Raw genomic sequence first — 21,976 nt, 5'->3', positions numbered from 1 at the left:
CCAAGTGCCCAGGTTGCCGTATACCGCCCCGCTGTGTTGGGAAAGCACGGTGTTGTGCCTGCTTACCACATTACTCCCCGTGGCCAGCCCGGCTAGCAGCAAGCTCAGCAAAGCGCGTCTGATCTGCAAAGATCTCGTCTAACGAGTGCTTTTTCGGCCATGACACCGGAGTCAATGTCATGCGTTTCAATGCCGAAACCATCCTGGAAACCTTTAAAACCACCAAGGTTGCGGATGCCCCAAAGCTCAAACACACCCAGTACCTTCGTTACCTGGCTCAGCGCCTGGGCTACCAAGATTATGAGCACTTCAAGGGCTGCCTGAAGACGGCGCCATCCGACCGCCTCGGTGACTTTTACACTACGCTCATGAAGAAAATCTGCGCCTTGCGTGTTCCCGAAGAGGGTATCGCGCATGTGCGGTTCAGTCATTTTGACGGCAAGTCGATCGGCTATGACTCTTACTTCATTGGATGGGATAGAAACGGGAGGGAGGTTCGTATGCCCAAGCCCGGTTACGAGCAATTGGCGATCATGGACTTCCGCGCGTTTTATGAAGAGCCGCTCTATGTGATCGAGACCGGCGCTGAGCTGTCAGCCTGGCGGTGGAACTGGGGGTCGTTTGCAGCCGTCCCAGTGGCGCTAGCAAAAGCCAATTTCCCCTCACTGTTCCTGAAGGAGCACCTGGTCGTCACCGATCCTCCCCTTCAGAAAATCAAACGCAGAATCCGTCGCGCGCAGAAGAAGAGCGGCCTGATTTAACCCTCCGGCGGGCGATCAGTCGGTCGCCCGCCTCCATCCTTTCGCAGCTCACATATCTTATCCATCCGGACAGCATCGTAACCCTGCTGTGGCTTCTCATCTCGTACCTGGTAAACAGGGCCACTTCATTCCTAGCTTCTGACCACCCGCGATCAGACAACTCCTACTAGGACTGCGGACAGCACGATCCGCCATGCTTACTGCCGCTGGTACCTCTCAGTGACGTCATCAATCCATCATTTTTCTGTCAATCCCGTCGCCTAGAGTGTGTTCGCCAGTGTGCACAGGACTTGATCACAATGTATTTTCAGCATCATAGCGGGACTTCCCTAGGAGACATCAGTATCCGAGAGGACGCGAACGGTACGACTTGCAGGCTTGTAATCTCCTGGGTTGACTCGGCCTCGTTCAGACGGGCACTTGAGCGACGCTACCATTGGGATTGCTGAAAGCAGAAGAAATTCAGGCGCTCATTAAGCCATTCACTGGCATGAAAACAGGAAAGAATACATTTGTACTCCACCTATCCCGCGTCAGCTTCCCCCTGTCGCACAATCAGGGCCCAGTCATCCGCCGCTCTCCCGCCTCAATCATTCTGGGGATGAAGTCCGGATCGTCAGACGTTTTGGGGACATGCGAGGCGCTGTTGATACGCATCAAGTGAGCTTTGATCTCATGAGCAATACGCGCCGCGTCTTTTGCTGACCACCACTGAGTGAGCTGTTCAGCGATTTCATCGGCCCCATGGTCAGCCTTGGCCACGTCCAACAAAAGCCTCGTCGTCAGCCTGAGGTGGGCATCTTGTAATCCACAAGCCTGGTCAGCCAGCACGGCAAGCGAAGATTGAAGCGGTGCTCAAAGCCAAAGCGGCTGGCAAATCCAAGCGAGAAATCTCAGATGAGCTTGGCATTCCATGGTCGACGGTAAACGACATATGGAAGAAAGGCTGATCTGCTACCTCACCAATTTCCCTGACACAAAAAAACGGCCAGATTGGCCGTTTTGAGTGCAGCAACAATAAATCAGGAAACCCAAGCTTCTACTTCTTCGGCCCCGTACTGCGCCTTCCACTCTTTCAGCAGCTTGTGATTGCCGCCTTTTGTCTCGATTATCTCCCCGTTATGCGGGTTCTTGTACTGCTTAACTTGGCGTGCACGACGCGGCGATTTCTCTGCCACAGCCGGGGCGCTACGACGACCCGCTTGAGGATCCAGCAGGTTGATGATGTCACGCAGGCTGAAGCCGTACTTGTTCAGCAAATCACGAAGCTTTTCTTCAAATTCGATTTCTTTCTTCAGCTCGGTGCTGCCCTTCATCGCCTCGAGCTCAGCGAGCTGCGCGGCCAGGGTCTGCTCAAGCTTTCGGAATTCTGCCAAACGAGACATATGTAGTCCTCAGGTATTTAAAAAAGTGCTTACAGGTTAACCCAAATGTGGAGCTGGGCCTAATGAATTTGATGCTGCAACGTGGAGTTAGTTCACCACAACAGCACTTGCAGGCTCAGCAGCAATATAAGGAAACTATATCCATCTCACTAATTAGGCCTGTGCTGCTTCACACACCTACCTGAGCAAAGCGCTGCGCGTCTAAGGACGTTACCGCCGAGAAGCCAGCACCCTTTTTAAAGCTCATATTGTGAACAAAGTTTTTCATCGCATCTGAAGGGTCGATGGCTTCGAGGTTAAGACCTTCGACAGTGGCACGGGAGAATGCAACGCTGAGGATCGGCTGATCCTCCATGTGCCCGGTAGAGCTGTTCAGCACGTTATCCATCGCCGTAACGATGACGAGGTCGTCCGGCAAGATGGCCAGCAGCTCGCGGCCTACCCGCAGTGCGCAACTGCACACGTAATCCTGGTGGAGTTCGTTGAAGCGGCCTGCAGGCATCGCCTTGGTCGACAGTTTTCCGCTTTTGAGCAGCGATTTGATCTCGGTGGGAATGACGTGCGAGCCGTGAATAGCCAGCTTTGCTTCCAGCACGCCTCCCTCATGAACGATCATCTGTATGGATGAGCCAAGGTGCGAAATTTCCTCGAACGACTCGAACGCCTCGATAGCGTCGAGCTTTGCCTGGCGATCGCCATCAAGAATCCGCAGGGCAATGTCCCGCTCCTCCGACCAATCAGAATGCTGAGTCTTCCATTCTTCAAACTGCGCCTGGAACAGCCGTTCATCTTCAGTTGCGGCAGTGGCGATTTTCGCGATGAGGGCCGCACGCTGACGGCTTTCCAACTTAAACAGCTTGGCCCAGAAGTTTGGACGATAAGTCGCCGAGGCCTGCATAGCGGCCTGTTCAAGGGCCCCGCTTTTCACGGGCGGCTTAGGCTCAGGCTTGGACAGAATCTTCTTCCATTTGACCGGCTCAGCGCATTCCTTATGCATCGAGAGCAGGATATCAATGTGGTTCTCATACACCTCGACTTCGTAGGCCGCCTGTTCGAGGGCCTCCATTCTCGCGAACTCTTTCTGCCGCTTCTCCAGCTCACGTTGGCGGCGATGCGCATTACGTTCTGCTCGCCTTGCAGACGCTTGCAGAGATCGAACTGTCCCTTTCCAACCCATCACAATATTCCTTACTGGCTTCGTGATGGCACATTAACATAGCCGCTATCACAGCTTGAACTGGCTGCATCATTTGATCCCGTCTCGCCCCTAGCGACAATGATTTCTCCACGGAACTGCAGGTTATTCAGCCGAAAGAGGTAGGCCAAAGACGAGGTGGAGTGCTACTTCGAGATACAACACATCGGGCCCTGATCCAGCATGTGGCCTGATCATCTATTACTCAGGGAGATGGGTACCAGTGAAGCTCACAACGCGGGTATCTCACGGTCTTCGTCCACGGCCACAGGCTTTGGGAATTGAGCGTGACCATCGCTCCCGTTTGGGAGCTTTGGATAGAAAGAGGTAAATGATGACCGCTAGCCTACGACGCGTTGCTGGCGGTGAACTCAGAGTTGATTTTTGTGGGAGCGGGCTTGCCCAGCGAACACGGGCGTAGCCCGTGCCAGCTACCTCCAATGCATGGGCCGGCCGCTTCGCGGGACAAGCCCACTCCCACATAATTACTGGCAACTGCACTGGCACCCCTGGGTCGAAAACAGCCAGTGGTGACCGACCGCAATCGATTCTTTGCAGCCGTTCGAGGTATCTACGAAACCGAGTTCAATTCAGCCACACAAGCGCACTCGAAAGTTCCTTCCATAGTTTCCGCTGCTTGCCAGCGATCCACGTTTCGCTATACCCCAAAAGGGTTGCATGGCACGTTGATATCAGTAATCCTTCAGTTTAGGCGCTTCAAACTGGCATGATTTTCTAGCGCTGAACCTATGGGATTGTCCCGCTAATGCCATGACTGAGGCAGGGCACGTACAAGGCGCACATTGCGTTTGGGGAGTCAGAATCGATATGGCGACATGCACCGCACCTAGTAAGGGTCACCGCTCCGCAAGCGCGGCAGCAAATTGTCCTGCGTGTAGAAATCGCTATGGGGGCTATGGAGCACGCTCATATTCCTCCACCTCATACTCTTCTCCGTCATCATCCTCTTCATCTGGTGGGGGTGGGGGGCGCACGTCACGTGCTTTGCCCAGTGGAGTTCCGGAAATCTATCGTCGTCCGCTATCTGAGGTACCAAGCCTAGTCCGCAGCGAGGTTCCAACTCCGGCGCAGTCGAACGGGCAAACCTATGACGTGTTCATATCTCATGCATCTGAGGACAAGGACGAGTTTGTCAGGCCATTGGCCAATGCGTTGATTGCAGTTGGGCTCAAGGTATGGTTTGACGAAATGACACTTCGTATCGGGGACAGCTTGCGTCAAAAAATTGATAAAGGCTTGGTTAATAGCCGCGTTGGACTTGTGGTTCTGTCCCCAGCGTTTATCAAGAAGGGATGGACGAATTACGAATTGGACGGGATCGTTACCCGCTCGGTTTCTGGCGAACAGATATTGCTGCCGATTTGGCACAACATCACCAAGCAGCAGGTGATGGATTTCAGTTCTTCGATCGCGGACAAGGTGGCGCGCAGCACCGCGGTGCACACCATTGATGAGATCGCTGCTGAGATCGCCGATTTGCTAAAGTCTAATGATGCCCAAGCATCCTAACATCAAGCGTCCACACAGCATGCCTGGAGATAATCGGGCATGCCCATCCGCTGTTGCCTGCCCTTGGGACATCCCGGCAGGCTAATCGCCTTCTCCTCCCCAGGGGGGCCGCCAGATTCAAGGTGTCGACAGCAATGCCAATGGATGCCTACGGATTCAACTTCGCCATTGGAGTACCGAAACACCAGCCATTCTTGTGCCAAGCCACTTGCAGACTGCTCAGATGCAGATAGTGACAATGACCTCGGACAAAACCAGGTATTGATGATTGGCGGCTCAGAAAAGTGTGGTCGCGAAGACATCATCGTCGCAATCTGAGCTCGGCGAGTCTACGGACATGTTGAGCACTTATGAAATAGCTACTTTCAGTGAATCCCAGCTCAGTTGCCCAAACTGCAACTCACCCCCCAATAATTGGGAGCTTCGTCCAAGGGCGAAGATCTGCTGCCACATAGATATGGGCGCAGTCCCGAAGCGCGCGTCCATCTAACCGCACGTCACCCAGCTACTATGGAATCCAAAGCCTTGCACCAATCAACGTATGGCAAAAGGTCTACTGATCTCGCCGACACCGCCGCATGAACCAAGATCGATAATTGCGGGTCAGTCTGTAACGGGAGATTGCAACTGGCGGGGTACAGCGAATGGTTTCATTTGATCTACAAAGGATGCTCATTGGCGAGTTCCCGCTGACCTTCCTCTTGGAGGTCGCCCTTCGTGTTTCAGCGGCGTTTCTAGCCGTGTTCTTCTTTTTGAAATTCAGTGGTCGACGCGGAATCAGGCAGCTGTCCCGATTCGAGCTCGTGGTGATCCTCACCTTGGGCTCAGCCGCAGGCGATGTGACTTTTTATGAAGATGTACCCCTCCTCCCGGTCGCATTGGTTTTCCTTACGCTCTTGCTGCTCTATCGCGGAACCGTCTACATGATGAGGCGCAGCAAAACATGCGAGGCCTGGATCGATGGACTGCCCATCACGGTCGTAAAGGACGGAATGTACGAGATCCATTAGCTGCGGAATTTGAACATCTCGTCCAACGAGCTCTTCATGGAGCTGCGCCAACAAGGCGTGGAGCATCTCGGCCAAGTTCGACTCGGCCTATTGGAAACCGATGGCGATCTCAGTCTGTATTTCTATGGGCAAGATGACACCCGGCCAGGGCTGTCGGTGCTCCCAGTCGAACATCGTCCGGAGTACCTGGCACCGCCGAACGCGGGCCTTCACTGTTGCGTCAGCTGCGGCTTCCCAACCTTCCATGAACCTCAAGACTCAGTCGTGTGTGAACGCTGCGGACATAACGTCTGGTCACCTGCATTGGATACCGTGCGCAACCGCTAGACCTAATCCACTTAATAGCGCGGGGGTTGGACAGGCACCGTCTTCACTGACGGATTTATTCACGCCCTTTTCACATGCTATGTGGGAGCGTTAGCTATCCCTACGTGTGATAGAAGCTCCCTTGCCCGCCTAGCAGCGGGCTTTCTTTTGCCCGCCATTCCTCATCGACTCGGGCCATTCGTCCGTTGGGCTGTCCGCTTCATCGGCCAAAGCTGTCCTCTAAGGACATCAGCCAGAGGCTTCCTCATGCGACAGCTATTCCAATCGATAACTCTTCCCCTTGCCTGCACTCTGCTGTGGGCATGCGCCGCTCCCGAAACGAAGTCTCCTGTGGAGGCACCAGGCCGGCCAGAGTCGGCAAAAACCCAGTTGCTGGAAACCGGCGCCGCGACGCTGCAGTCCAAGCCGCCCATTGAGGCCATCAACGCCTACCTGGATGGATTTCACTTCTACAACGGCCATCAGGACGTGCAAATGGAAGCGCATCACTACTGCTCCATCCTCAACGAGGATGTCATTCAGTGTGTGATATTCGACGGCAATACCAAGTGTGCGAAGATCATGGGCGTCGAGTACATCATCGACGAGAAGCTGTTTGCCGGATTACCAATCAAGGAGAAGGCGATGTGGCACAGTCATGGCTACGAGGTCGCGTCTGGGCAGCTGATCGCCCCAGGCATCCCTGCTCCTGCTGAACATGCCTTGATGGAGCGACTGGCGCATACTTATGGGAAGACATGGCACACCTGGCACACCGATCAGGATAAATCGCTGCCTGTAGGTGTGCCGCAATTGATGATGGGCTTTACCGCTGATGGCCAGGCTAGCCCGGCGATGGTCGAACAGCGCAATCGGCGCCTGGGTGTGGATGCTGCAAAAACCAAAGCTGAGCGGGCTGACATTCGTATTCCTGATGCTGATCCCCAGGCGAATGGCTGGCAGCACGGTAACGTCATTCAAATCACCGATCCAACCGGTGCCCATTTACATCGCCCTTCAACAGCTACACCATCCACTACAAATAGCCGATCCAGCCAATAGCCGCCTGCATCAGCTTTGTGTGGATGGGGCCTCGGGCGTGTCCCCCCTTTCGGGGGAGCGGCTGTCGTGTACCGCACCCTGGCGCTGCCAGGGTCACGGCCCTACCGGGCTTCCATCCTCACGCCTCCGCCCCTCCATGGGCTGCGCGCTCCGCTTGCTAGTTGCCGACACTCAAATGCCCGGCCTAGTCCTTGTCTCAAAGTGAACGATCAGCACACCGCGACACTCCATGTACCGCACCGTGTTTAGTGATCAGCACGGCGAGGGAAGGATTCTGATCAACGTCCATGGAGAGGAAAACTGTGAGCGTCACCTTGAGATGTCTCAAATGCGGTGGGCAAGACCTTGTAGTACCACAGAGGTTGAACAAGAAGGCTATCCTCACGTGCCGAGGGTGTGCCGCCATTGCCAATTATGGCGATCTGATGGAGGCAGAAGGTAGACGGCTGATTGCCGACATCAGGCAGCGCCTGCCTCTCTTGGACGCCGGGTAGTGGCATACCGAGCGCGGACAACTGCACAAGCTATGCAGCAACCTTTATTACACGATTCGTTGCGCTTCACGATCTTTCGCGCACCCGGTCAGCTAATACGAAAGTAAAGGGAGCGTCCCTAATTCGCCAAGCATCTCACCAGAACACACAGGCTCTCTGTGTGACCACACGAGGTGCGAGATCATGGCAAACGATCAAGAAAAAACCGGTCAGCAAGGTGGCACCACTCAAAACAATCCTGATGGCTTCGAGAATGATCCACACCGACCATCTGAGCCTGATCAAAGAGGTGGACAGTTGTCGGAGAGCGAATCCGACCTTCAACGAGATTTGCATCAAGATGGTCAGGATTTAGGCGGTGGGTACCAAAGCGATCACCAGGGCGCAGTTGGTACAGCTCATAGAGGCGGCATGGGAGGTCATACCACGGGGCCCAAATCGGACAATGGCCAAAGCGAAATTGACGAAGCTTCGCAAGCGGTGCAGGACGAAGACAGCGGCATGACTGAAGACAACCGGTAAGGTTGTTTAGGGCCAGGGGAGCTGGAAGCCCTGGCCTTGCTCATGGCCCCGCTCTATTTGCAGTAAACAGTACAGAGCTCATTAACTCGTGTCGTGAAGCTTTGGCTCATCATCCCCATGACAGGTCGACCGGGGCGCTCGCCAGACGCATCGTTCCCATCGTCCATGGATTGCCCCCCCATCAGCTTCTCACTCGCCACTAGCTGAGCAGCCCGAACAGGTCACCACTAATCTCATTACGCTGGCTGAGGTCGAGCAACAGCACCTCCGCTTTGCTGTAGCGGAAACCCTCCCGGTAAATCCGCCCCCTCATGCGCAGCCTTTGTCAGCAAAAGCGTATCGCCTGTTGGACAAAGCAGTTCGACGAGGATGCCTCTGGGCAACCCAGAGCTGAACTGCCGAGATTATCAGCGTGCTCAATTCCTTTGGCGAGTGACAGCAGTCGCCCCGTAGCGGACGCTTGCTTTAGTATCAAATCAGTCGCGTTGCGCTGGAAGTCACCAACCAGATGCCAGGGAGCTACGCTTCTACAGACTCAACGGAAAAGATACGCGATTAGGACGGAGGGCAGGCTGCATGCGGTTGTCGACATTCATCACTCAGCACATGGGCAGCATCCTGCAGGCTTGGGAGGATTTCGCTCGTACCGTTGAATTACCTCGCGAAGCGCTTAGTGACAAGGGCTTAAGAAATCATGCCGCCTTCATCCTCCAAGCCGTGGCTCGCGATATGGATACACCACAGAGCTTGCAGCAGGAGATCGATAAATCGCAGGGTTTAGGCCCAGCTATTGAGGGCGAAAGCGCTGCTGAGACTCATGCCGTACTTCGCCTTCTGGATGGATTTACCCTCGATCAGATGGTATCCGAGTACAGAGCCCTCAGATCCAGCGTGCTCAGGCTTTGGCTTTCACAGGAAGCATCACTCGATCAAGCGGATCGTGTACCCGAAATAATCCGTTTCAACGAAGCTATCGATCAGGCTCTTGTAGAGTCCATCGCATCCTATGGCAAGGCTGTCGATACCACACGCAAAATGGTGCTGGGGGTACTGGGTCACGATCTTCGATCACCACTAACGGCCATTAAAATGGGAGCGGCGCTGCTTACCAGAGCCAAGCAGTGGGGAGACCGTGAACAGAGCTTGGCGGTGCAGATCGATACGAGTGCCGAACGTGCCAATCAGTTGGTAAACGATCTACTGGATCTCGCCAGATGCAACCTGGGCCTGGGCATCACGGTGCAACGTCAGGATATCGATCTGACTTCGTTGTGTGCCAGGGTTGTACAAGAGGTCTGCTTCGCCCATCCACAGATTAACGTTGTTTTCGAACGTACCGATGCACTGCCGGCGAGCGTCGATCCGCTACGCATGAGCCAGGTGATATCCAATCTGATGGTAAATGCCATACGACACGGGGATGTTGAGCGGCCGATTCGAGTAGGTGCTAGCTGCGTTGAGAACATGGCCGTAATTGAGGTACACAACTGGGGAAAACCAATCTCTGCCGACCAGATCACCTACCTATTTGATCCTGAAGCACGCTTAACACGCGCAAGTCGTGCTGACGGTGAGCAGAGCCAAGGTCTAGGGCTAGGGTTGTTCATAGCCAAGGAAATCACGGCCAGCCATGCCGGCAGCATTCAAGTCGTATCTAGCCCTGAGCAAGGCACGACTTTTCGAGTGAGCTTTCCGAGACAGCCATCGACATAATCCCTGTTATTAGAACGAGCGAAAAGCTTGCTCTTTGACCTTGGGGAGAAACCTCAAGGTTAGCTGGGTCGATAGCCGCCGCTTGCTTCCGTTGCCAGGAGACTGGCCCAGAAACGCCGAAATCCGTTTGGGATGACTAACGAAAAAAAGCCCGCGCCTTAGGCACGGGCCGCTCAGAGAGCAACACCCGCCCTGATCAGTTATCCAGCTCGTCTTTGATAATCTTGCCGTCGTGCGGATCAACCTGGAACTCGTATTGCTTGCCATCAGCCTTGATACCCTCGCCTTCCCAGTGACCATCGTCAGCTTCGATCTTGGTAATCTGGGTGTAGCCTGCGCCTTTCAAGGTGGCCTCAGCCTGATCCTTGTTCACCTTCCAGTCAGCACCGGGCGTATCAGCCCATGCAGAAGTAGCCCCCATAGCACCAACCAACGCCAGGCCAGTGAACACTCGTGTCATCGCTTTCATCACTAACTTCCTTTTTTCATGACAGTTAACGATCCGACCCGAACGCTGATCTTGACGTTCAGTTTGTGTTGAAAGACGAGACTGATTCCGGGCACCCATCATGGTGAACGAGCTCCTGCAGGTCTCGTGAAAGCAAAGCAGCGGCTGTGGGTTTCAGCATGGTTGAACTCAGCTCCTCCCAACAAATCCACTTACAATGAACGATGCCTCTGCCAAGCGCGACGCAGCAACCGTCGGGTACGTCAGTCGTAAAAATATGGTGGAGAACATTGCCTACCTCGACGGTGCCCACAGCGTTCAAGCCTGAGCAATGAAGCGCCAGCGCCTTCCAAAGCTCACGGGCAGCGGCAACGATTGGCGCTTCGCCGGTCGCGAGCACGCCGCTTGGAAACTTCCATTTAGCCCCCTTCCTGCGGACAAGCAGAACCTTGTCATTTCGTAAGCAGATGATCGTGGCCTTAGCTCTGACTGGGCGATGCGTAGTGACGCTCATAAGGGATCGCACCTAGAGAATGGGCGACATCCTTAACGCGAAAATGATCATCCATGATCTGATGATCCATGGCTGAATGCAGAGTTCCGAATTGACGGTTTTCCATGCGAAGAAGCATGAAGTCTCTGAATTCCCACCGGTCACATGATCATGAGTGAGTCAAAGACATGCACTGGAATGTCCTGAAATGATTGAAACCACCGATCTAGACGAAACGGACTAAGCTCGCTTGAAGGAGAGGTAATCAGGAGGCAAGGATGCGACATCGAGGAGCAGTATTTTGGGCTTGGGCAGATCCAGCTCTACAGCACCATTCCCACGAGGAAGAGCTAGATGATGGAGCCAAGCTCGATGTTCAGGTTCGGCTCTCCCGTACTGGCGACACGCAGTTGTTCATCGGGATCTACGAGCGCTCGGGCTTGGCCAGGATTGAAGAAGCCTATGCAAAACGGCCTGGTGAATCGGTAACTCGGGCCATGGCGTGGGGCGCGGGCAGGGGTCGTGCGCTGGCTCTATCCGCCCTGGAACGAAAGCAGCACATGGGGTAGGAGGACGAGACAATGGCTGATCAGCTAGCCCAATTGGACGCTGAGATCGCGTTCTTGGATCAGATAGCTGCGGAGCTAGAGCGCCAGGTTGGGCCTAGCCCTGTCACTCGCACTCTGGTCATCGCCTGGCTGACCGAGTGGGTGAAAAAGCCGGGCGCATTGAAACCCGACTCACCACACCTGCCTCAATCTCTCAAAGCGGCTTATACCGCCTGGATTCATCAAGAAGTGGATCACTGAGAAAAATTGCGACCCTCGGCTACCAGCACATTGTTTAAGCAAGCCGTTGCGAAGGCTGGTTTCGCTCGGTGGCGAGGCACCTCGCACGGCCAACCCCCCAGGCCAAGGCACGCGTCATCGACTCTCCTGGACGCGTGTCGAAGGCTTCTTCATGCAGTGCCATACCACTGCCGGCATACACGCCTATGAACATTTGAGTGCTGCCCGTTCGCGACAACCGCACTTGGATATCCATCGTCGTGCCGTCGTCCAGCGTCTCATCGTGAGTTCGGTGATGAAGCGTCGGGTCTGACCATTTCCAAAAAATGTCACCGCGTATGCGCATGCCGCTCTCCTACGACTTTAGTATTAGACAGATGGTCATCCCACCATAGCCCACAGCGGCTCTCATGCATCCAAATGGCCGGCAAATCCATTCATAATCAGACGGTTGGAGTTGTTACAGCGTTTTGCCGAACTGATGATAATCGATGAAACCTGCATGCTAGAGCGGCCCTGGCGATTTTCCTGCTGATCTATTTACGTTACCCTCCGCGCCGCCAAAACAACACCAAGGAGATGGCGGGCATGAAGATCGATATCCAGGTCGACGAACACGGATCAGGCTGCAAAGTAATCATTGACGGCCATCCAGTTTCGTTCGCGAATGCAGTTGAAGCTGAGGCCTATGTTGCTCGTCTGCAAGAGCGGCTGCAGGCCGCTCAACATGCCTTCGTAACATCTGCAGAAGCTTCAGCCTGAGCAGCCACCGAACCAAAATCTATACTCGCCCATCACATCTGATGTGTAAGCGATACGGTGAGTGGTTCAGCACCCGTACTTCATCAAGGGGGAGGACGAGATGGCGTTTGTTGACCTGTACGTTGCGAGTTTGTAGAGCTCGAAGTGACGCTTATGAATGCCAGAGAACGCCTTCTGGCTTCGACCGATGACGAGGCGTTACATGACATGCGGATCGCCGTCAGACGTATCCGAAGCTTACTGATCCCCGTCCGCAAGCTCGAAGGCGTGGAGCGCTTGAAAGCAGCTGCCGCCGAGGTAGGTCGACTTACTACTCCCACCAGAGATCTTGAGGTCATGGCGGGAGAGCTGGATACACGTGGACTGACCGAAGCCGCCCAGGCCCGAAGAAGTCGATTGCCTGATCAGTACAAAGCTATCGCGAAGAGTCAGGAGCTCAACGAACTGTTCACCGCCCTCGATCTCTGGCCGGCAACTTTCAGATCCTCTTCTGCTGGGCATGACGATAAAGCGCTGCGTGGGGCGGTGATGAAGTCACTGACCAAGCTGCTGGACAAGGTACATATCGCGGTAGATGACAAGCATCACGACCGCCATGAGTTGCGGATCCTGGTCAAGCGGGCTCGCTATCTCACCGAAGCATTTGAAGAGTTGTCGCCGCTCTCCCCTGAAGCTGCGAAATCGCTGAAGAAAGTTCAGGGTGCCTTGGGCTCATGGCACGACCACCACCAATGGTGCCTGCGTGTCCACGAAGAGCCTGATCTTCAACCTCTCGAAAGTCTCTGGGCAGAGTCGTCGGAGAAAGAACTGGCGCAGGCTGAGGCCGAACTGAAAAAGCTGAAGCAGCTGCTTCCGGCCATCTCGAAGAAGGCCCAGACGCAGAAGAATGAAGCGGACGCCGAAGCGCGCAAGCGCTCGGGATTTGAAACAAACGGTTAACGTGGCCTGATCAGGCGCAGCGTTTCAGGATGGTTTTGATCGGGCGCCTTACTCGACGCTTCGGTACATCCCTAGCCTTGATCCAACGACAAGCTTCGATCTCGTTTCGAGGGCGTGGTTTATCGTCTGACTTGCGGGCTTCGAACAGGTAATGGATCACCTTGTCTTCCCGGTACATCGTGAGGTAACGGAGCTCGTCGAATGCGAGACCAGTTTCTTCGGCCATCTCCCGCATAGCCGCCTCATGCGGCGTCTCGTCTCGCTCGACTCGGCCACCAGGTAGGTTCCACTTGGCGTTGCGCTTGCGAACGAACAAGACTTCACCATCCTTGCGATAGATGATGGTGGCGCGCAGCTGGATGCCTTTGCGTTTCGCTGTTGCAGTGTCCATTGCCTTCATGCGCTGCCCTTAACGTTGGCTGGCCTAGATCCGGCAGGTTCCTTGCCGAGAATAAATCTTCCGTGTGTCGGTTAGATGACCGGTGTAACGAGGGCAACGTTCAAGTTATCGGCGCCGAAGCGTGTAATGCCCTGCTCAGGTAAGTCGAACGCCTTTCGACGCATCAAGTGAACTTCACCAGATCATGAGAGCCTTCCGTCAAAGGGAGGACAAGTGATGAGCCCATCGAGAGAACTTCATTCCACCGTCATCTGCCTGCAGGCAGGGAAGGTATTGCTTGTACGCAAGGAGGCACCTCAGTGGTCACTCCCTGGCGGGAAAATCGATCCTGGCGAAACGCAGCTTGAAGCGGCACGTCGTGAACTACGGGAAGAAACGTGCCTAGAACTGACTGACGCTCAGTTTTTGGGGCATCACGTGCTCCAAGCGGAAGAGCACTGGCTGTACCGAATGGCCGTTCCGGCCAGCATGATGCCTCGACCTTCGCACGAGATAGTGGAGTGTCGCTGGTTCTCGATCCAGGAAATCACCAAAACCTCAGTCAAGCCAACCAACGTAGATCTGCTAAGACGAGAAGGAATAATCACCGCTAACGAATAGCCTGAATCAGCCAAGGAGCTTGATGTTCAATAGGCAGCAGCACTGATGAGTATCGATCAGAAAACTTGCCCGTCCCAAGAAAAGTATCGGTACGAGGAGAAATTTTCTGGTTTTGGCTGGGCTTGCCTACTCCCCCATCGTACTGAATGGCGGTCGCTTAATGCCTTTCCTATTTGGCTCATTGGCAATGCTTTTGGCCCGTCCTATCCCCCAAGCCAGCGCACGATTCATCGATTCGCCCGGCATGGCAGCAAATGCCTCTTCGTGAAGGGGCATTCCACTCGCGGCATAAACCCCGATAAAAACCTGGGTGGCTCCGGTTCGTGACAACCTCGTCTGGACTTCTATAGCGGTTCCGTCGTCCAGCGTTTCATCATAACTGCGGTGGGCAAGCGCGGGGTCAGCCCATTTCCAGAAGACATCACCACGTATTCGCATGCCAGCCCCCTTTAGCTTTAAAGCGGAACGGTTGAAGCCCCCGAGCTTGGGATTCTCACAGCTAGCCCTTTCGAACAGCCGATTATGATGGATGGCCACCGATTCGTCCCAGCAGCTCCATTTAGATCGCTCTGATATCGATGTGATCCGATTGGTTCAGCCAACTTTCGGATAGGCAGCGAATCAGTACCGCCTGCCTTGTTGGTCTGAACTTTGCTGTCCGCCATGGCTTCCCCTGCATACCGATCACGAAATTACGCGGCTGCAGGAGCTGACATTCATGAGAGCACTGACCTACCACGGAGCACACGACGTCAGGGTCGATAACGTTCCTGACCCGATCATCGAGCAAGAAGACGACATCATCCTCAGGGTCACCGCCACAGCCATTTGCGGTTCCGACTTGCACCTTTACCGAGGCAAAATCCCAGAAACCGAAGCCGGCGATATCTTCGGCCATGAGTTCATGGGCATCGTCGAGGACACCGGGAATGCCGTCACCAATCTCCAGATCGGCGACCGCGTGGTGATTCCCTTTGTGATCGCTTGCGGCAACTGCTTCTTCTGTCAGCACGATCTGTTCGCTGCCTGCGAAACCACCAATACGGGGCGGGGCTCGATCATCAACAAGAAGGGCATTCCCCCGGGCGCCGCGCTGTTCGGATACAGCCATCTCTATGGCGGTATCCCTGGCGGCCAAGCGGATTACGTGAGGGTGCCCAAAGGTAACGTCGGCCCGTTCAAAGTGCCCACCGACCTGGCCGATGACAAGGTGCTGTTCCTCTCGGACATTCTGCCCACCGCTTGGCAGGCGGTCATCAATGCCGAGATTGGCCAGGGTTCATCGCTGGCGATCTATGGTGCCGGGCCGGTGGGCTTGCTAAGCGCCGCCTGTGCGCGAATGCTCGGGGCACAGACCATCTTCATGGTCGATGACAACGACTACCGCCTGGCCTACGCCCGCGAGGCTTACGGCGTCATACCGATCAATTTCGAGCAAGACGACGATCCCGCCGACAGCATCATCCGCCAGACACCAGGCATGCGCGGCGTCGATGCAGTGATTGATGCGGTCGGTTTCGAGGCAAAGGGCAGCACTGCCGAAACGGTGATGACGGCGCTGAAAATCGAAGGCAGCAGTGGCAAGGCGCTGCGCCAGAGCATTGCTGCAGTGCGTCGCGGCGGCGTTGTCAGTGTGCCGGGTGTGTACGCCGGCTTCATCCACGCCTTCATGTTCGGCGACGCCTTCGACAAAGGCCTCACGTTCAAGATGGGCCAGACCCACGTGCAGAAATACTTGCCTGAACTTCTTGAACACATCGAGGCGGGACGCCTGCAACCGGAACTCATCGTCACCCACCGCCTAGCACTCGAAGAAGCGGCCATGGGCTACAAGATGTTCGACCAGAAGCAGGACAACTGTCGCAAAGTCATCCTGGTGCCGGGCGCTGCACCGGGCACCTTGGGCCCTGACTACGTGTAGAGGAGACAAGATCATGAATGAGGTCGCCAGCTACTTCTGGATTGCCGTCGCGGCAATCCTTTTACTCATCGATCTGTGGGCCATTGTCAGCGTGTTCAGAAGCGACAAGTCAGATGCAGTCAAAGCGGCCTGGGCCCTGCTGATCGTCGCGCTACCGTTAATTGGCCTAGGTATCTGGGGCGTTGCTGGCCCGCGCGGTATCAAGCGCGGTACCGGGCCCACTTCCGACGAGCACAGCAAAGGCTGACATTTCCGAGCTCCACTTACAGGGGTTTCAATATGATCGATCAAGCGACAGGGATGAAATCAGGCGAACGCTATCGCGTGGAAAACGTGGAGCGCGCTCATCAGTTTCCAGGCTTCTTTCAAGACGGGAAGTATTATCTCGGCCCTGAACTTCTCACCGCCGTGGGCTGGCTCGAAGGTACACGCTTCATCTACGACAGCCTGGATGCTGAAGGTGAGCCCGTATTTCCAAACCGAGCGGCAGGCACGGTCGAAGGGCTGACGTTGACCCTGGTCGATGGCACCTCCCTTGAGCTCTCGCGGATCGAGGCCAGCGACCCCATTGCACCCCTTGACCCCAGCGCCTCGGCTACGAAACGAGAAGCGCCTGACCGTGGCGCTCCGCTCAGAGGGCCTCTGCGCGGCAAGGTCGTGGTCATCACCGGCGCATCCAGCGGCATAGGCCGAGCCGCCGCGCATGCCTTTGCGTGCAAAGGTGCTCGCCTTGTACTCGCCGCACGCGATGAAGAGGCGTTGTTCGACGTGCTGGATGAATGCACCGATTGCGGTACGGATGCCATAGCGATCACGACCGACGTCACCCACAGCGACCAGGTTCAAGCGCTTGCCGCTCAGGCCGCAGACTTTGGACAGGGACGGATCGATATCTGGGTCAACAATGCCGGGGTCGGCGCGGTCGGCAATTTCGAAGAAACGCCGTTGGAGGCGCACGAGCAGGTCATCCAGACTGACCTGATCGGTTACCTGCGAGGGGCCTACGTCGCCCTTCCCTTCTTCAAGGCACAGGGCAGCGGCATTCTGATCAACACGCTGTCGCTGGGCAGCTGGGTGGCACAGCCCTACGCCGCCGCGTACTCGGCGAGCAAGTTCGGCTTGCGCGGACTGACCGAGGCATTGCGGGGCGAATTGACTGAGTTTCCCAACATCCATGTGTGCGATATCTATCCAGCCGTCATGGACACACCAGGCTTCCGAGACGGCGGTAACTACACCGGGCATGCGCTGACACCGCCAGGCCCCGTATACGATCCCGAAATGGTGGCGAAGGCTATGGTGGCCTGCGCAATCTCGCCTCGTGCTCACACCACGGTTGGCGCTGCGGCGCGCCTCGCGCATTTGGCCAGCTACCTGATACCAGGCCTGCCTCTGTTGTCAGGAAGGCTGACGCGCTGGGGGATAAATCGCAGCCCCATAGCCGAAGCATCATCAGGCAACCTCTTTGAGCCTCCGAGTGGCAGGAGGGGTATCGACGGAGGTTGGAGGAAGCCAAAAGATAAGACGCTCCTGCTGATCGGCGCAGCGGCGCTGGGAATCCTTGTGGGTTTTACCCTCACACATTCACGACGCAGGGATAACTAGAGGCGGTCTGCGTACCGAGGAATGAGCGTGATTGCGAGATCACGTTCGATCCTACTCTGCTGACGAGCTTGTGGGATTAACCGAGCGATAGTCCTCCCCTGCTACCGCTCTCAAGTAAGCAGCGTCAGCCTCCAGACGAAGATCGCGCCATTCCTGCCAGCAGATAATCCCTCGACGATCCATCTCATCGGCCTGGCGAAGCAATTCCTCATGATATTCGTCTGGCGAATCCATTCGTAAGGCCCTGCTTTCCAGCACGCGGTACCAGTCTGCCAGACAGTTGAGCTTCAGCAATTGGGCGGCAGAGAGGTTTTTCTCGAACGTTCGCATCAGGAGGCCTCACACGCTGATGGAGGGTTGAGTCACGAAAATTCCAGAGGTTCAGTAAAGCGGTGTCAGCGGCGTCGATGTGTCCAGAGGGTCGCACCGTTATAGTTCCGCTCAAGGATGGGTATGGACGGCACTGACTCAAGTTGGAGTGAATTTCTTGAACGCTGGCGATGTCGTAGTGATGGCGCGCTGCTACGTCTTGCTGGAAGAAAGCAAGCAGACCTGGATGTCCCTCCCTTCCTGCAGCCGCATGTCCGAGTACCCGTATGAAAGAGCTGCTTTCCGCTGCGAAGATAATTCGCCCAACTGTTCTCATCGTTGAGGACGAACCCATGATTCGAGAGCTTTTGACCCTGTACCTGGAAGAATGGGGGGCCATGGTGACAGCGTTGGCGACTGCCGATGACGGCAATGAGGCGTTGAGGAAGCAAGATTGGACGCTGCTGATAACGGATGTACAAACGCCTGGTTTACTCAATGGGGTTGATCTTGCCTGGATGGCAAGCCAGCAAAAACCTCAGACGCGCATCATTGTCATGAGCGGATACTACGAATTTGCAGGGAGAGTGTTGCCGCCAGGTGCGGAGTTCCTTCCTAAGCCGTGGCCAATAACCCAGCTCCAGGAACTGCTCTGCGCTCAGCTTAACCACGCCGACGGGGCTGGAAGGTCGACGTCTGCCAAGCTTGATCCTTTCCAAACGTTCGCGAACAAAGCTTAAGGACGCCACACACGCCTGCACCGGTTCTTTCGCGCAACCCGTCGGCCTCGGCTAAAACCCACGGAGTAAACACCCCGCGCCCCGACGTCCGAGTTGAACACAGACTTTCCTGTGTGACGACATGAGGTGAAAGATCATGGCTAACAACCAAACCAATCGTGGCCATCAAGGTGGCACTGCTCAGAACAATCCTGGCAATTTTGCCAATGATCTGCGGATTCCACGCCATTCGGACACTCAGCCCACGCTGATCCGGACACCTGTTCCACGCTCATTCGGACAGGCAGTCGGAGCGCAGCGACGCAGGGGTGGCATTGTTAGTCCGGGTTGGCTGGCGTCGTCAATTTCTGCGTCCGTTTGCGCATTGATTCACCCTTCAGATTGATCCGATAAGCGTTGTGCACCAGGCGGTCGAGGATGGCATCGGCCAGGGTCGGATCGCCGATCAGTTCGTGCCAGTTGTCCACCGGCATCTGGCTGGTGACGATGGTCGAGCGCTGGCCGTAACGGTCGTCCAGTAGCTCCAGCATGTCGCGCCGTTGCTCGCCGGTGAACGGGGCCAGGCCCCAGTCGTCGAGGATCAGCAGGTCGGTCTTGGCGTAGCTGCTCATCAGCTTGGCGAAGCGGCCGTCGCCATGGGCCAGACCCAGTTCTTCCAGCAAACGTGGCAGGCGCAGGTAGCGCACGCTGTAGCCCTCCCGGCAGGCCTGGTGGGCCAGGGCGCAGGCCAGCCAGGTTTTACCGACACCGGTGGGGCCGCCGATGATCAGGTTGAGGCCGTCGCGCAGCCACTGACCACTGCTCAGTTGCAGGATCAGCGCCTTATCCAGTCCGCGCGGGCTGCGGTAGTCGATGTCTTCGAGGCAGGCGTTGTGCTTGAGCCGGGCCTGGCGCAGGCGGCTGCTCAGGCGCTTGTCATCGCGTTCGGTCAGCTCGCGGTCGACCAGCAGGCCGAGGCGTTCTTCGAAGCTCAGGCTGTCGATGTCCGGGGTTTTCAGTTGTTCATTCAGCGCCTTGAGCATGCCGTGCAGGCGCAGGGTTTGCAGCTTGTCCAGGGTCGGATGGGGCAGCATGGTGGGATTCCTTGGGGTCAGTGGTAGTAGGCGGATCCGCGCAGGTTGGCGTGGTCGTCCGGTAGTAGCGGCAGGTTGGTTTGAGCTAGCGGCAGGTTTTCCAGCCCCTGGCGCAGGATCGATTCGAGGCTCTTGTAGCTGCACGTGCCGAGGCTGATGGCGCGACGGCAGGCCAACTCCAGACGCGCCTCACCGTGGGTTTTACCCAGGCGCAGGATGCCCAGGCAGGCCCGGTAGCCCTGCTGCGGATGGATGCGCCGTTCGAGGATGTGCCGGATCACGCCGGCGGTGTTCGGCCCGGTCTGCTCGGCCCAGCGGATCAGCCGTTGCGGCGTCCACTCGGCATGCTCGCGATGGCTCTTGGGCATGTGCTCGGCCTGCGTGCTGTGCCTGCCCTTGTGCATTGAGCGCAGGTGGCTGGCCACTCGCTGGTTGGCGTGGAAAAACTCGACGGTGCGCGCCGTCAGGCGCACCTCCAGCTGCTTCTTCACCAGTTGATACGGCACCGAGTAGTAATGCCCATCGACCTCGACGTGGTAGTCGATGTGCACCCGCGCCTTCTTCCACTCGGCGTAGACGTAGGGTTGCTCCGGCAGGGGGCGCAGCGCCGGACGATCCAGGCTGTCGAAGGCCGACTGCCGGGAGCCCGGCAGCTTCTTGAACGGGCGTTGGTTGAGCCGCTCCAGCAGCCCGGCGATGGCCGTGTTGAGTTCATCCAGGGAGAAGAACTGCCGATTCCTCAGTGCGGCGAGGATCCAACGCTCGACCACCTGCACGCCGACTTCGGCCTTGGCCTTGTCGCGCGGTTTGCGTGCCCGCGCCGGCACCACCGCCACGCCATAGTGCTCGGCCAGATCGCGGTAGCTCGGGTTGATGTCCGGCTCGTAGCGGTGACTCTTGCTCACCGCGCTGCGCAGGTTGTCCGGCACCACGATCTCCGGCACGCCGCCGAGGAAGGCGAAGCAGCGGGCATGGGAGCCTAGCCAGTCCGGCAGCTGCTGCGACCAGGTGGCTTCGGCGAAGGTGTAGCTGGACGCGCCGAGCACCGCGACGAACACCTGCGCCTGGCGGATCTCGCCGCTGTGGCGATCGATAACCGGCACCGTCTGGCCGGCATAGTCGACGAACAGCTTCTCGCCGACGCGGTGCTCCTGACGCATCACCACGTCCAACTTGCCCTGCCAGGCTCGGTAGTGCTCACAGAACCAGCTGTACTGAAAGCCCTGAGGCTGGCTCAGGCGGTACTCCTGCCAGAGCAGCGCCAGGGTCACCCCGGGGCGGCGCAGTTCGGCATGCACCCATGCCCAATCGGGTAAAGGCCGCTTCTCACTGGCAACCGCCGGGGCCGGCGGGAACAGTTGCTGCTCCAACTCGGCATCGGACAACGAACAGGGCCAGGTGAGGCCGCTGGCGGCAAAACGGCAGAGGTAATCACCGGCACTGCTGTGGCCAATGCCCAGGCTGCGGGCGATCTTGCGCACGGACAGGCCGCAGTCGAACTTGAGGCGTAACACCTCTCGGATTTTACGCATGGATAAACGCTCCACAACGACCTCTCTGCTTCGAAAAAGAGATCGATGGTAGTGAATAAATCCTGCGTGGCTGCCTGCCAGAAAAGTGTCCGGATGACCGTGGAGTCGGTGTCCGGATGCTCGTGGAATGAGTGTCCGGATCAGCGTGGAATCACTGTCCGGATGCGCGTGGAATGGGTGTCCGAGTCAGCGTGGAATCCGCAAATGATCACGAGAAGGCGTCGGAGGCAGGTCGCAAAGGCGGGCAGAGTTCAGGCGGCAATTTTGCCAACGACCGTGAGCGTGCCTCCGAAGCGGGCCGTAAAGGCGGGCAAAACAGCCACGCCGGCGGTCGCGGTAGCGAAAACCGCTAACTGGCGGTGATCCAGTGCCAGGGCAATAGCTGCCC

General features: G+C 56.6%; 25 protein-coding genes and 2 pseudogenes. 16 read left to right on the top strand and 11 right to left on the bottom strand.

What is annotated here, in order from left to right:
* Nucleotides 1-179: 179 nt before the first annotated feature.
* A complete protein-coding gene (locus J3A71_RS08255; protein ID WP_054902838.1) occupies nucleotides 180-761 on the top strand; it encodes a hypothetical protein in 582 nt (193 codons plus the stop codon).
* Nucleotides 762-1,316: 555 nt separating this feature from the next.
* On the opposite strand, the gene J3A71_RS08250 is transcribed toward J3A71_RS08255, so the two are convergent.
* The 3 genes from J3A71_RS08250 to J3A71_RS08235 form a co-directional block, all read right to left on the bottom strand.
* Complete coding sequence (locus J3A71_RS08250) at nucleotides 1,317-1,529, bottom strand: hypothetical protein (protein WP_146024524.1); 213 nt, start codon at nucleotides 1,527-1,529, stop codon at nucleotides 1,317-1,319.
* Between the two features lie 254 nt (nucleotides 1,530-1,783).
* A complete protein-coding gene (locus J3A71_RS08240) occupies nucleotides 1,784-2,146 on the bottom strand; it encodes a histone-like nucleoid-structuring protein, MvaT/MvaU family (protein ID WP_054902840.1) in 363 nt (120 codons plus the stop codon).
* 169 nt (nucleotides 2,147-2,315) lie between these two features.
* Nucleotides 2,316-3,212 carry a hypothetical protein gene (locus J3A71_RS08235; RefSeq protein WP_309474339.1) on the bottom strand — a complete coding sequence of 299 codons (897 nt, stop codon included), beginning with the start codon at nucleotides 3,210-3,212 and terminating at the stop codon, nucleotides 2,316-2,318.
* 1,134 nt (nucleotides 3,213-4,346) lie between these two features.
* On the opposite strand from J3A71_RS08235, the gene J3A71_RS08230 reads away from it, so the two are divergent.
* The 5 genes and pseudogenes from J3A71_RS08230 (at nucleotide 4,347) to J3A71_RS08210 (ending at nucleotide 9,978) form a co-directional block, all read left to right on the top strand.
* Complete coding sequence (locus tag J3A71_RS08230) at nucleotides 4,347-4,871, top strand: toll/interleukin-1 receptor domain-containing protein (RefSeq protein ID WP_054902842.1); 525 nt, start codon at nucleotides 4,347-4,349, stop codon at nucleotides 4,869-4,871.
* Nucleotides 4,872-5,515: 644 nt separating this feature from the next.
* Nucleotides 5,516-6,208, top strand: a pseudogene (locus tag J3A71_RS08225) (YetF domain-containing protein).
* Between the two features lie 246 nt (nucleotides 6,209-6,454).
* Nucleotides 6,455-7,249, top strand: coding sequence for an OBAP family protein (locus J3A71_RS08220; protein ID WP_054902843.1), 795 nt, complete (start codon nucleotides 6,455-6,457; stop codon nucleotides 7,247-7,249).
* A gap of 677 nt (nucleotides 7,250-7,926) precedes the next feature.
* On the top strand, nucleotides 7,927-8,265 hold the full coding sequence (locus tag J3A71_RS08215) for a hypothetical protein (RefSeq protein ID WP_054902844.1): 339 nt from the start codon (nucleotides 7,927-7,929) through the stop codon (nucleotides 8,263-8,265).
* A 576-nt stretch (nucleotides 8,266-8,841) separates the two neighbouring features.
* Nucleotides 8,842-9,978, top strand: a complete 1,137-nt coding sequence (locus tag J3A71_RS08210) for a HAMP domain-containing sensor histidine kinase (RefSeq protein WP_054902846.1) — start codon at nucleotides 8,842-8,844, stop codon at nucleotides 9,976-9,978.
* Between the two features lie 196 nt (nucleotides 9,979-10,174).
* On the opposite strand, the gene J3A71_RS08205 is transcribed toward J3A71_RS08210, so the two are convergent.
* Together J3A71_RS08205 and J3A71_RS08200 are read right to left on the bottom strand one after the other, a co-directional pair.
* Entirely contained in the window at nucleotides 10,175-10,447 is a 273-nt protein-coding gene (locus tag J3A71_RS08205; RefSeq protein ID WP_054902847.1) for a PepSY domain-containing protein, read from the bottom strand.
* Nucleotides 10,448-10,505: 58 nt separating this feature from the next.
* Nucleotides 10,506-10,940, bottom strand: coding sequence for an NUDIX domain-containing protein (locus tag J3A71_RS08200; protein WP_054902848.1), 435 nt, complete (start codon nucleotides 10,938-10,940; stop codon nucleotides 10,506-10,508).
* Nucleotides 10,941-11,197: 257 nt separating this feature from the next.
* Here J3A71_RS08200 and J3A71_RS31340 point away from each other — a divergent pair, with 257 nt between their 5' ends.
* Together J3A71_RS31340 and J3A71_RS08195 are read left to right on the top strand one after the other, a co-directional pair.
* Entirely contained in the window at nucleotides 11,198-11,488 is a 291-nt protein-coding gene (locus J3A71_RS31340; RefSeq protein WP_054902849.1) for a hypothetical protein, read from the top strand.
* Nucleotides 11,489-11,500: 12 nt separating this feature from the next.
* Nucleotides 11,501-11,728 (top strand): hypothetical protein, encoded by a 228-nt coding sequence (locus J3A71_RS08195; RefSeq protein ID WP_060513156.1) that lies wholly within the window; start codon nucleotides 11,501-11,503, stop codon nucleotides 11,726-11,728.
* Nucleotides 11,729-11,762: 34 nt separating this feature from the next.
* Here the strand turns inward: J3A71_RS08195 and J3A71_RS08190 are convergent, their stop codons facing one another.
* Complete coding sequence (locus tag J3A71_RS08190; protein WP_054902851.1) at nucleotides 11,763-12,053, bottom strand: hypothetical protein; 291 nt, start codon at nucleotides 12,051-12,053, stop codon at nucleotides 11,763-11,765.
* Nucleotides 12,054-12,295: 242 nt separating this feature from the next.
* Between J3A71_RS08190 and J3A71_RS08185 the strand changes: the two genes are divergently transcribed.
* Both J3A71_RS08185 and J3A71_RS08180 read left to right on the top strand, forming a co-directional pair.
* Nucleotides 12,296-12,469, top strand: a complete 174-nt coding sequence (locus tag J3A71_RS08185) for a hypothetical protein (RefSeq protein WP_156340949.1) — start codon at nucleotides 12,296-12,298, stop codon at nucleotides 12,467-12,469.
* Between the two features lie 153 nt (nucleotides 12,470-12,622).
* Entirely contained in the window at nucleotides 12,623-13,408 is a 786-nt protein-coding gene (locus J3A71_RS08180) for a CHAD domain-containing protein (RefSeq protein ID WP_054902852.1), read from the top strand.
* 10 nt (nucleotides 13,409-13,418) lie between these two features.
* Here J3A71_RS08180 and J3A71_RS08175 read toward each other — a convergent pair whose 3' ends face one another.
* Entirely contained in the window at nucleotides 13,419-13,808 is a 390-nt protein-coding gene (locus J3A71_RS08175) for an NUDIX domain-containing protein (RefSeq protein ID WP_209952823.1), read from the bottom strand.
* Between the two features lie 216 nt (nucleotides 13,809-14,024).
* On the opposite strand from J3A71_RS08175, the gene J3A71_RS08170 reads away from it, so the two are divergent.
* The gene (locus tag J3A71_RS08170; RefSeq protein ID WP_060513155.1) at nucleotides 14,025-14,408 is read left to right on the top strand and encodes an NUDIX hydrolase; all 384 of its coding nucleotides are present in this window, start codon (nucleotides 14,025-14,027) and stop codon (nucleotides 14,406-14,408) included.
* Nucleotides 14,409-14,534: 126 nt separating this feature from the next.
* Here J3A71_RS08170 and J3A71_RS08165 read toward each other — a convergent pair whose 3' ends face one another.
* Nucleotides 14,535-14,846 (bottom strand): hypothetical protein, encoded by a 312-nt coding sequence (locus J3A71_RS08165; protein ID WP_054902876.1) that lies wholly within the window; start codon nucleotides 14,844-14,846, stop codon nucleotides 14,535-14,537.
* 280 nt (nucleotides 14,847-15,126) lie between these two features.
* Between J3A71_RS08165 and J3A71_RS08160 the strand changes: the two genes are divergently transcribed.
* From J3A71_RS08160 to J3A71_RS08150, 3 genes are read left to right on the top strand one after another with little or no spacing between them, the layout of a single operon-like run.
* A complete protein-coding gene (locus tag J3A71_RS08160) occupies nucleotides 15,127-16,329 on the top strand; it encodes a zinc-dependent alcohol dehydrogenase (protein WP_054902855.1) in 1,203 nt (400 codons plus the stop codon).
* Nucleotides 16,330-16,342: 13 nt separating this feature from the next.
* Nucleotides 16,343-16,576, top strand: a complete 234-nt coding sequence (locus J3A71_RS08155) for a PLD nuclease N-terminal domain-containing protein (protein ID WP_054902856.1) — start codon at nucleotides 16,343-16,345, stop codon at nucleotides 16,574-16,576.
* Between the two features lie 32 nt (nucleotides 16,577-16,608).
* Nucleotides 16,609-17,934 (top strand): SDR family oxidoreductase, encoded by a 1,326-nt coding sequence (locus tag J3A71_RS08150; RefSeq protein ID WP_054902857.1) that lies wholly within the window; start codon nucleotides 16,609-16,611, stop codon nucleotides 17,932-17,934.
* A 51-nt stretch (nucleotides 17,935-17,985) separates the two neighbouring features.
* Here J3A71_RS08150 and J3A71_RS08145 read toward each other — a convergent pair whose 3' ends face one another.
* Nucleotides 17,986-18,264, bottom strand: coding sequence for a hypothetical protein (locus J3A71_RS08145; RefSeq protein ID WP_054902858.1), 279 nt, complete (start codon nucleotides 18,262-18,264; stop codon nucleotides 17,986-17,988).
* Between the two features lie 266 nt (nucleotides 18,265-18,530).
* On the opposite strand from J3A71_RS08145, the gene J3A71_RS08140 reads away from it, so the two are divergent.
* Nucleotides 18,531-18,983 carry a response regulator gene (locus J3A71_RS08140; protein ID WP_054902859.1) on the top strand — a complete coding sequence of 151 codons (453 nt, stop codon included), beginning with the start codon at nucleotides 18,531-18,533 and terminating at the stop codon, nucleotides 18,981-18,983.
* Nucleotides 18,984-19,300: 317 nt separating this feature from the next.
* On the opposite strand, the gene istB is transcribed toward J3A71_RS08140, so the two are convergent.
* Both istB and istA read right to left on the bottom strand, forming a co-directional pair.
* Complete coding sequence (gene istB, locus J3A71_RS08135; RefSeq protein ID WP_019437637.1) at nucleotides 19,301-20,056, bottom strand: IS21-like element ISPpu7 family helper ATPase IstB; 756 nt, start codon at nucleotides 20,054-20,056, stop codon at nucleotides 19,301-19,303.
* A 17-nt stretch (nucleotides 20,057-20,073) separates the two neighbouring features.
* Nucleotides 20,074-21,588 (bottom strand): IS21-like element ISPpu7 family transposase, encoded by a 1,515-nt coding sequence (istA, locus tag J3A71_RS08130; protein ID WP_019437638.1) that lies wholly within the window; start codon nucleotides 21,586-21,588, stop codon nucleotides 20,074-20,076.
* 200 nt (nucleotides 21,589-21,788) lie between these two features.
* Here istA and J3A71_RS08125 point away from each other — a divergent pair.
* Nucleotides 21,789-21,941 (top strand): annotated as a pseudogene (locus J3A71_RS08125) (general stress protein); the annotation flags it as partial.
* Nucleotides 21,942-21,976 lie beyond the last annotated feature (35 nt).

Origin of the sequence: Pseudomonas sp. PvP089 (assembly GCF_017875165.1) — a bacterium.
Lineage (GTDB): Bacteria > Pseudomonadota > Gammaproteobacteria > Pseudomonadales > Pseudomonadaceae > Aquipseudomonas > Aquipseudomonas fortuita.
Note: the sequence above shows the minus strand (reverse complement) of the source record. Positions and strands in the feature narration are given on the sequence as shown.

Excerpts from the sequence above, each read along its gene's own strand:
- J3A71_RS08180 (WP_054902852.1), top strand. The coding sequence starts at position 12,623 with ATGAATGCCAGAGAACGCCTTCTGGCTTCGACCGATGACGAGGCGTTA.
- J3A71_RS08150 (WP_054902857.1), top strand. The coding sequence starts at position 16,609 with ATGATCGATCAAGCGACAGGGATGAAATCAGGCGAACGCTATCGCGTG.
- J3A71_RS08220 (WP_054902843.1), top strand. The coding sequence starts at position 6,455 with ATGCGACAGCTATTCCAATCGATAACTCTTCCCCTTGCCTGCACTCTG.
- J3A71_RS08160 (WP_054902855.1), top strand. The coding sequence starts at position 15,127 with ATGAGAGCACTGACCTACCACGGAGCACACGACGTCAGGGTCGATAAC.
- istA (WP_019437638.1), bottom strand. The coding sequence starts at position 21,588 with ATGCGTAAAATCCGAGAGGTGTTACGCCTCAAGTTCGACTGCGGCCTG.
- J3A71_RS08255 (WP_054902838.1), top strand. The coding sequence starts at position 180 with ATGCGTTTCAATGCCGAAACCATCCTGGAAACCTTTAAAACCACCAAG.
- J3A71_RS08200 (WP_054902848.1), bottom strand. The coding sequence starts at position 10,940 with ATGAGCGTCACTACGCATCGCCCAGTCAGAGCTAAGGCCACGATCATC.
- J3A71_RS08210 (WP_054902846.1), top strand. The coding sequence starts at position 8,842 with ATGCGGTTGTCGACATTCATCACTCAGCACATGGGCAGCATCCTGCAG.
- J3A71_RS08235 (WP_309474339.1), bottom strand. The coding sequence starts at position 3,212 with ATGGAGGCCCTCGAACAGGCGGCCTACGAAGTCGAGGTGTATGAGAAC.
- J3A71_RS08205 (WP_054902847.1), bottom strand. The coding sequence starts at position 10,447 with ATGAAAGCGATGACACGAGTGTTCACTGGCCTGGCGTTGGTTGGTGCT.
- J3A71_RS31340 (WP_054902849.1), top strand. The coding sequence starts at position 11,198 with ATGCGACATCGAGGAGCAGTATTTTGGGCTTGGGCAGATCCAGCTCTA.
- J3A71_RS08175 (WP_209952823.1), bottom strand. The coding sequence starts at position 13,808 with ATGAAGGCAATGGACACTGCAACAGCGAAACGCAAAGGCATCCAGCTG.
- J3A71_RS08170 (WP_060513155.1), top strand. The coding sequence starts at position 14,025 with ATGAGCCCATCGAGAGAACTTCATTCCACCGTCATCTGCCTGCAGGCA.
- J3A71_RS08155 (WP_054902856.1), top strand. The coding sequence starts at position 16,343 with ATGAATGAGGTCGCCAGCTACTTCTGGATTGCCGTCGCGGCAATCCTT.
- J3A71_RS08190 (WP_054902851.1), bottom strand. The coding sequence starts at position 12,053 with ATGCGCATACGCGGTGACATTTTTTGGAAATGGTCAGACCCGACGCTT.
- J3A71_RS08165 (WP_054902876.1), bottom strand. The coding sequence starts at position 14,846 with ATGCGAATACGTGGTGATGTCTTCTGGAAATGGGCTGACCCCGCGCTT.
- J3A71_RS08195 (WP_060513156.1), top strand. The coding sequence starts at position 11,501 with ATGGCTGATCAGCTAGCCCAATTGGACGCTGAGATCGCGTTCTTGGAT.
- J3A71_RS08240 (WP_054902840.1), bottom strand. The coding sequence starts at position 2,146 with ATGTCTCGTTTGGCAGAATTCCGAAAGCTTGAGCAGACCCTGGCCGCG.
- J3A71_RS08185 (WP_156340949.1), top strand. The coding sequence starts at position 12,296 with ATGAAGATCGATATCCAGGTCGACGAACACGGATCAGGCTGCAAAGTA.
- istB (WP_019437637.1), bottom strand. The coding sequence starts at position 20,056 with ATGCTGCCCCATCCGACCCTGGACAAGCTGCAAACCCTGCGCCTGCAC.
- J3A71_RS08215 (WP_054902844.1), top strand. The coding sequence starts at position 7,927 with ATGGCAAACGATCAAGAAAAAACCGGTCAGCAAGGTGGCACCACTCAA.
- J3A71_RS08145 (WP_054902858.1), bottom strand. The coding sequence starts at position 18,264 with ATGCGAACGTTCGAGAAAAACCTCTCTGCCGCCCAATTGCTGAAGCTC.
- J3A71_RS08140 (WP_054902859.1), top strand. The coding sequence starts at position 18,531 with ATGAAAGAGCTGCTTTCCGCTGCGAAGATAATTCGCCCAACTGTTCTC.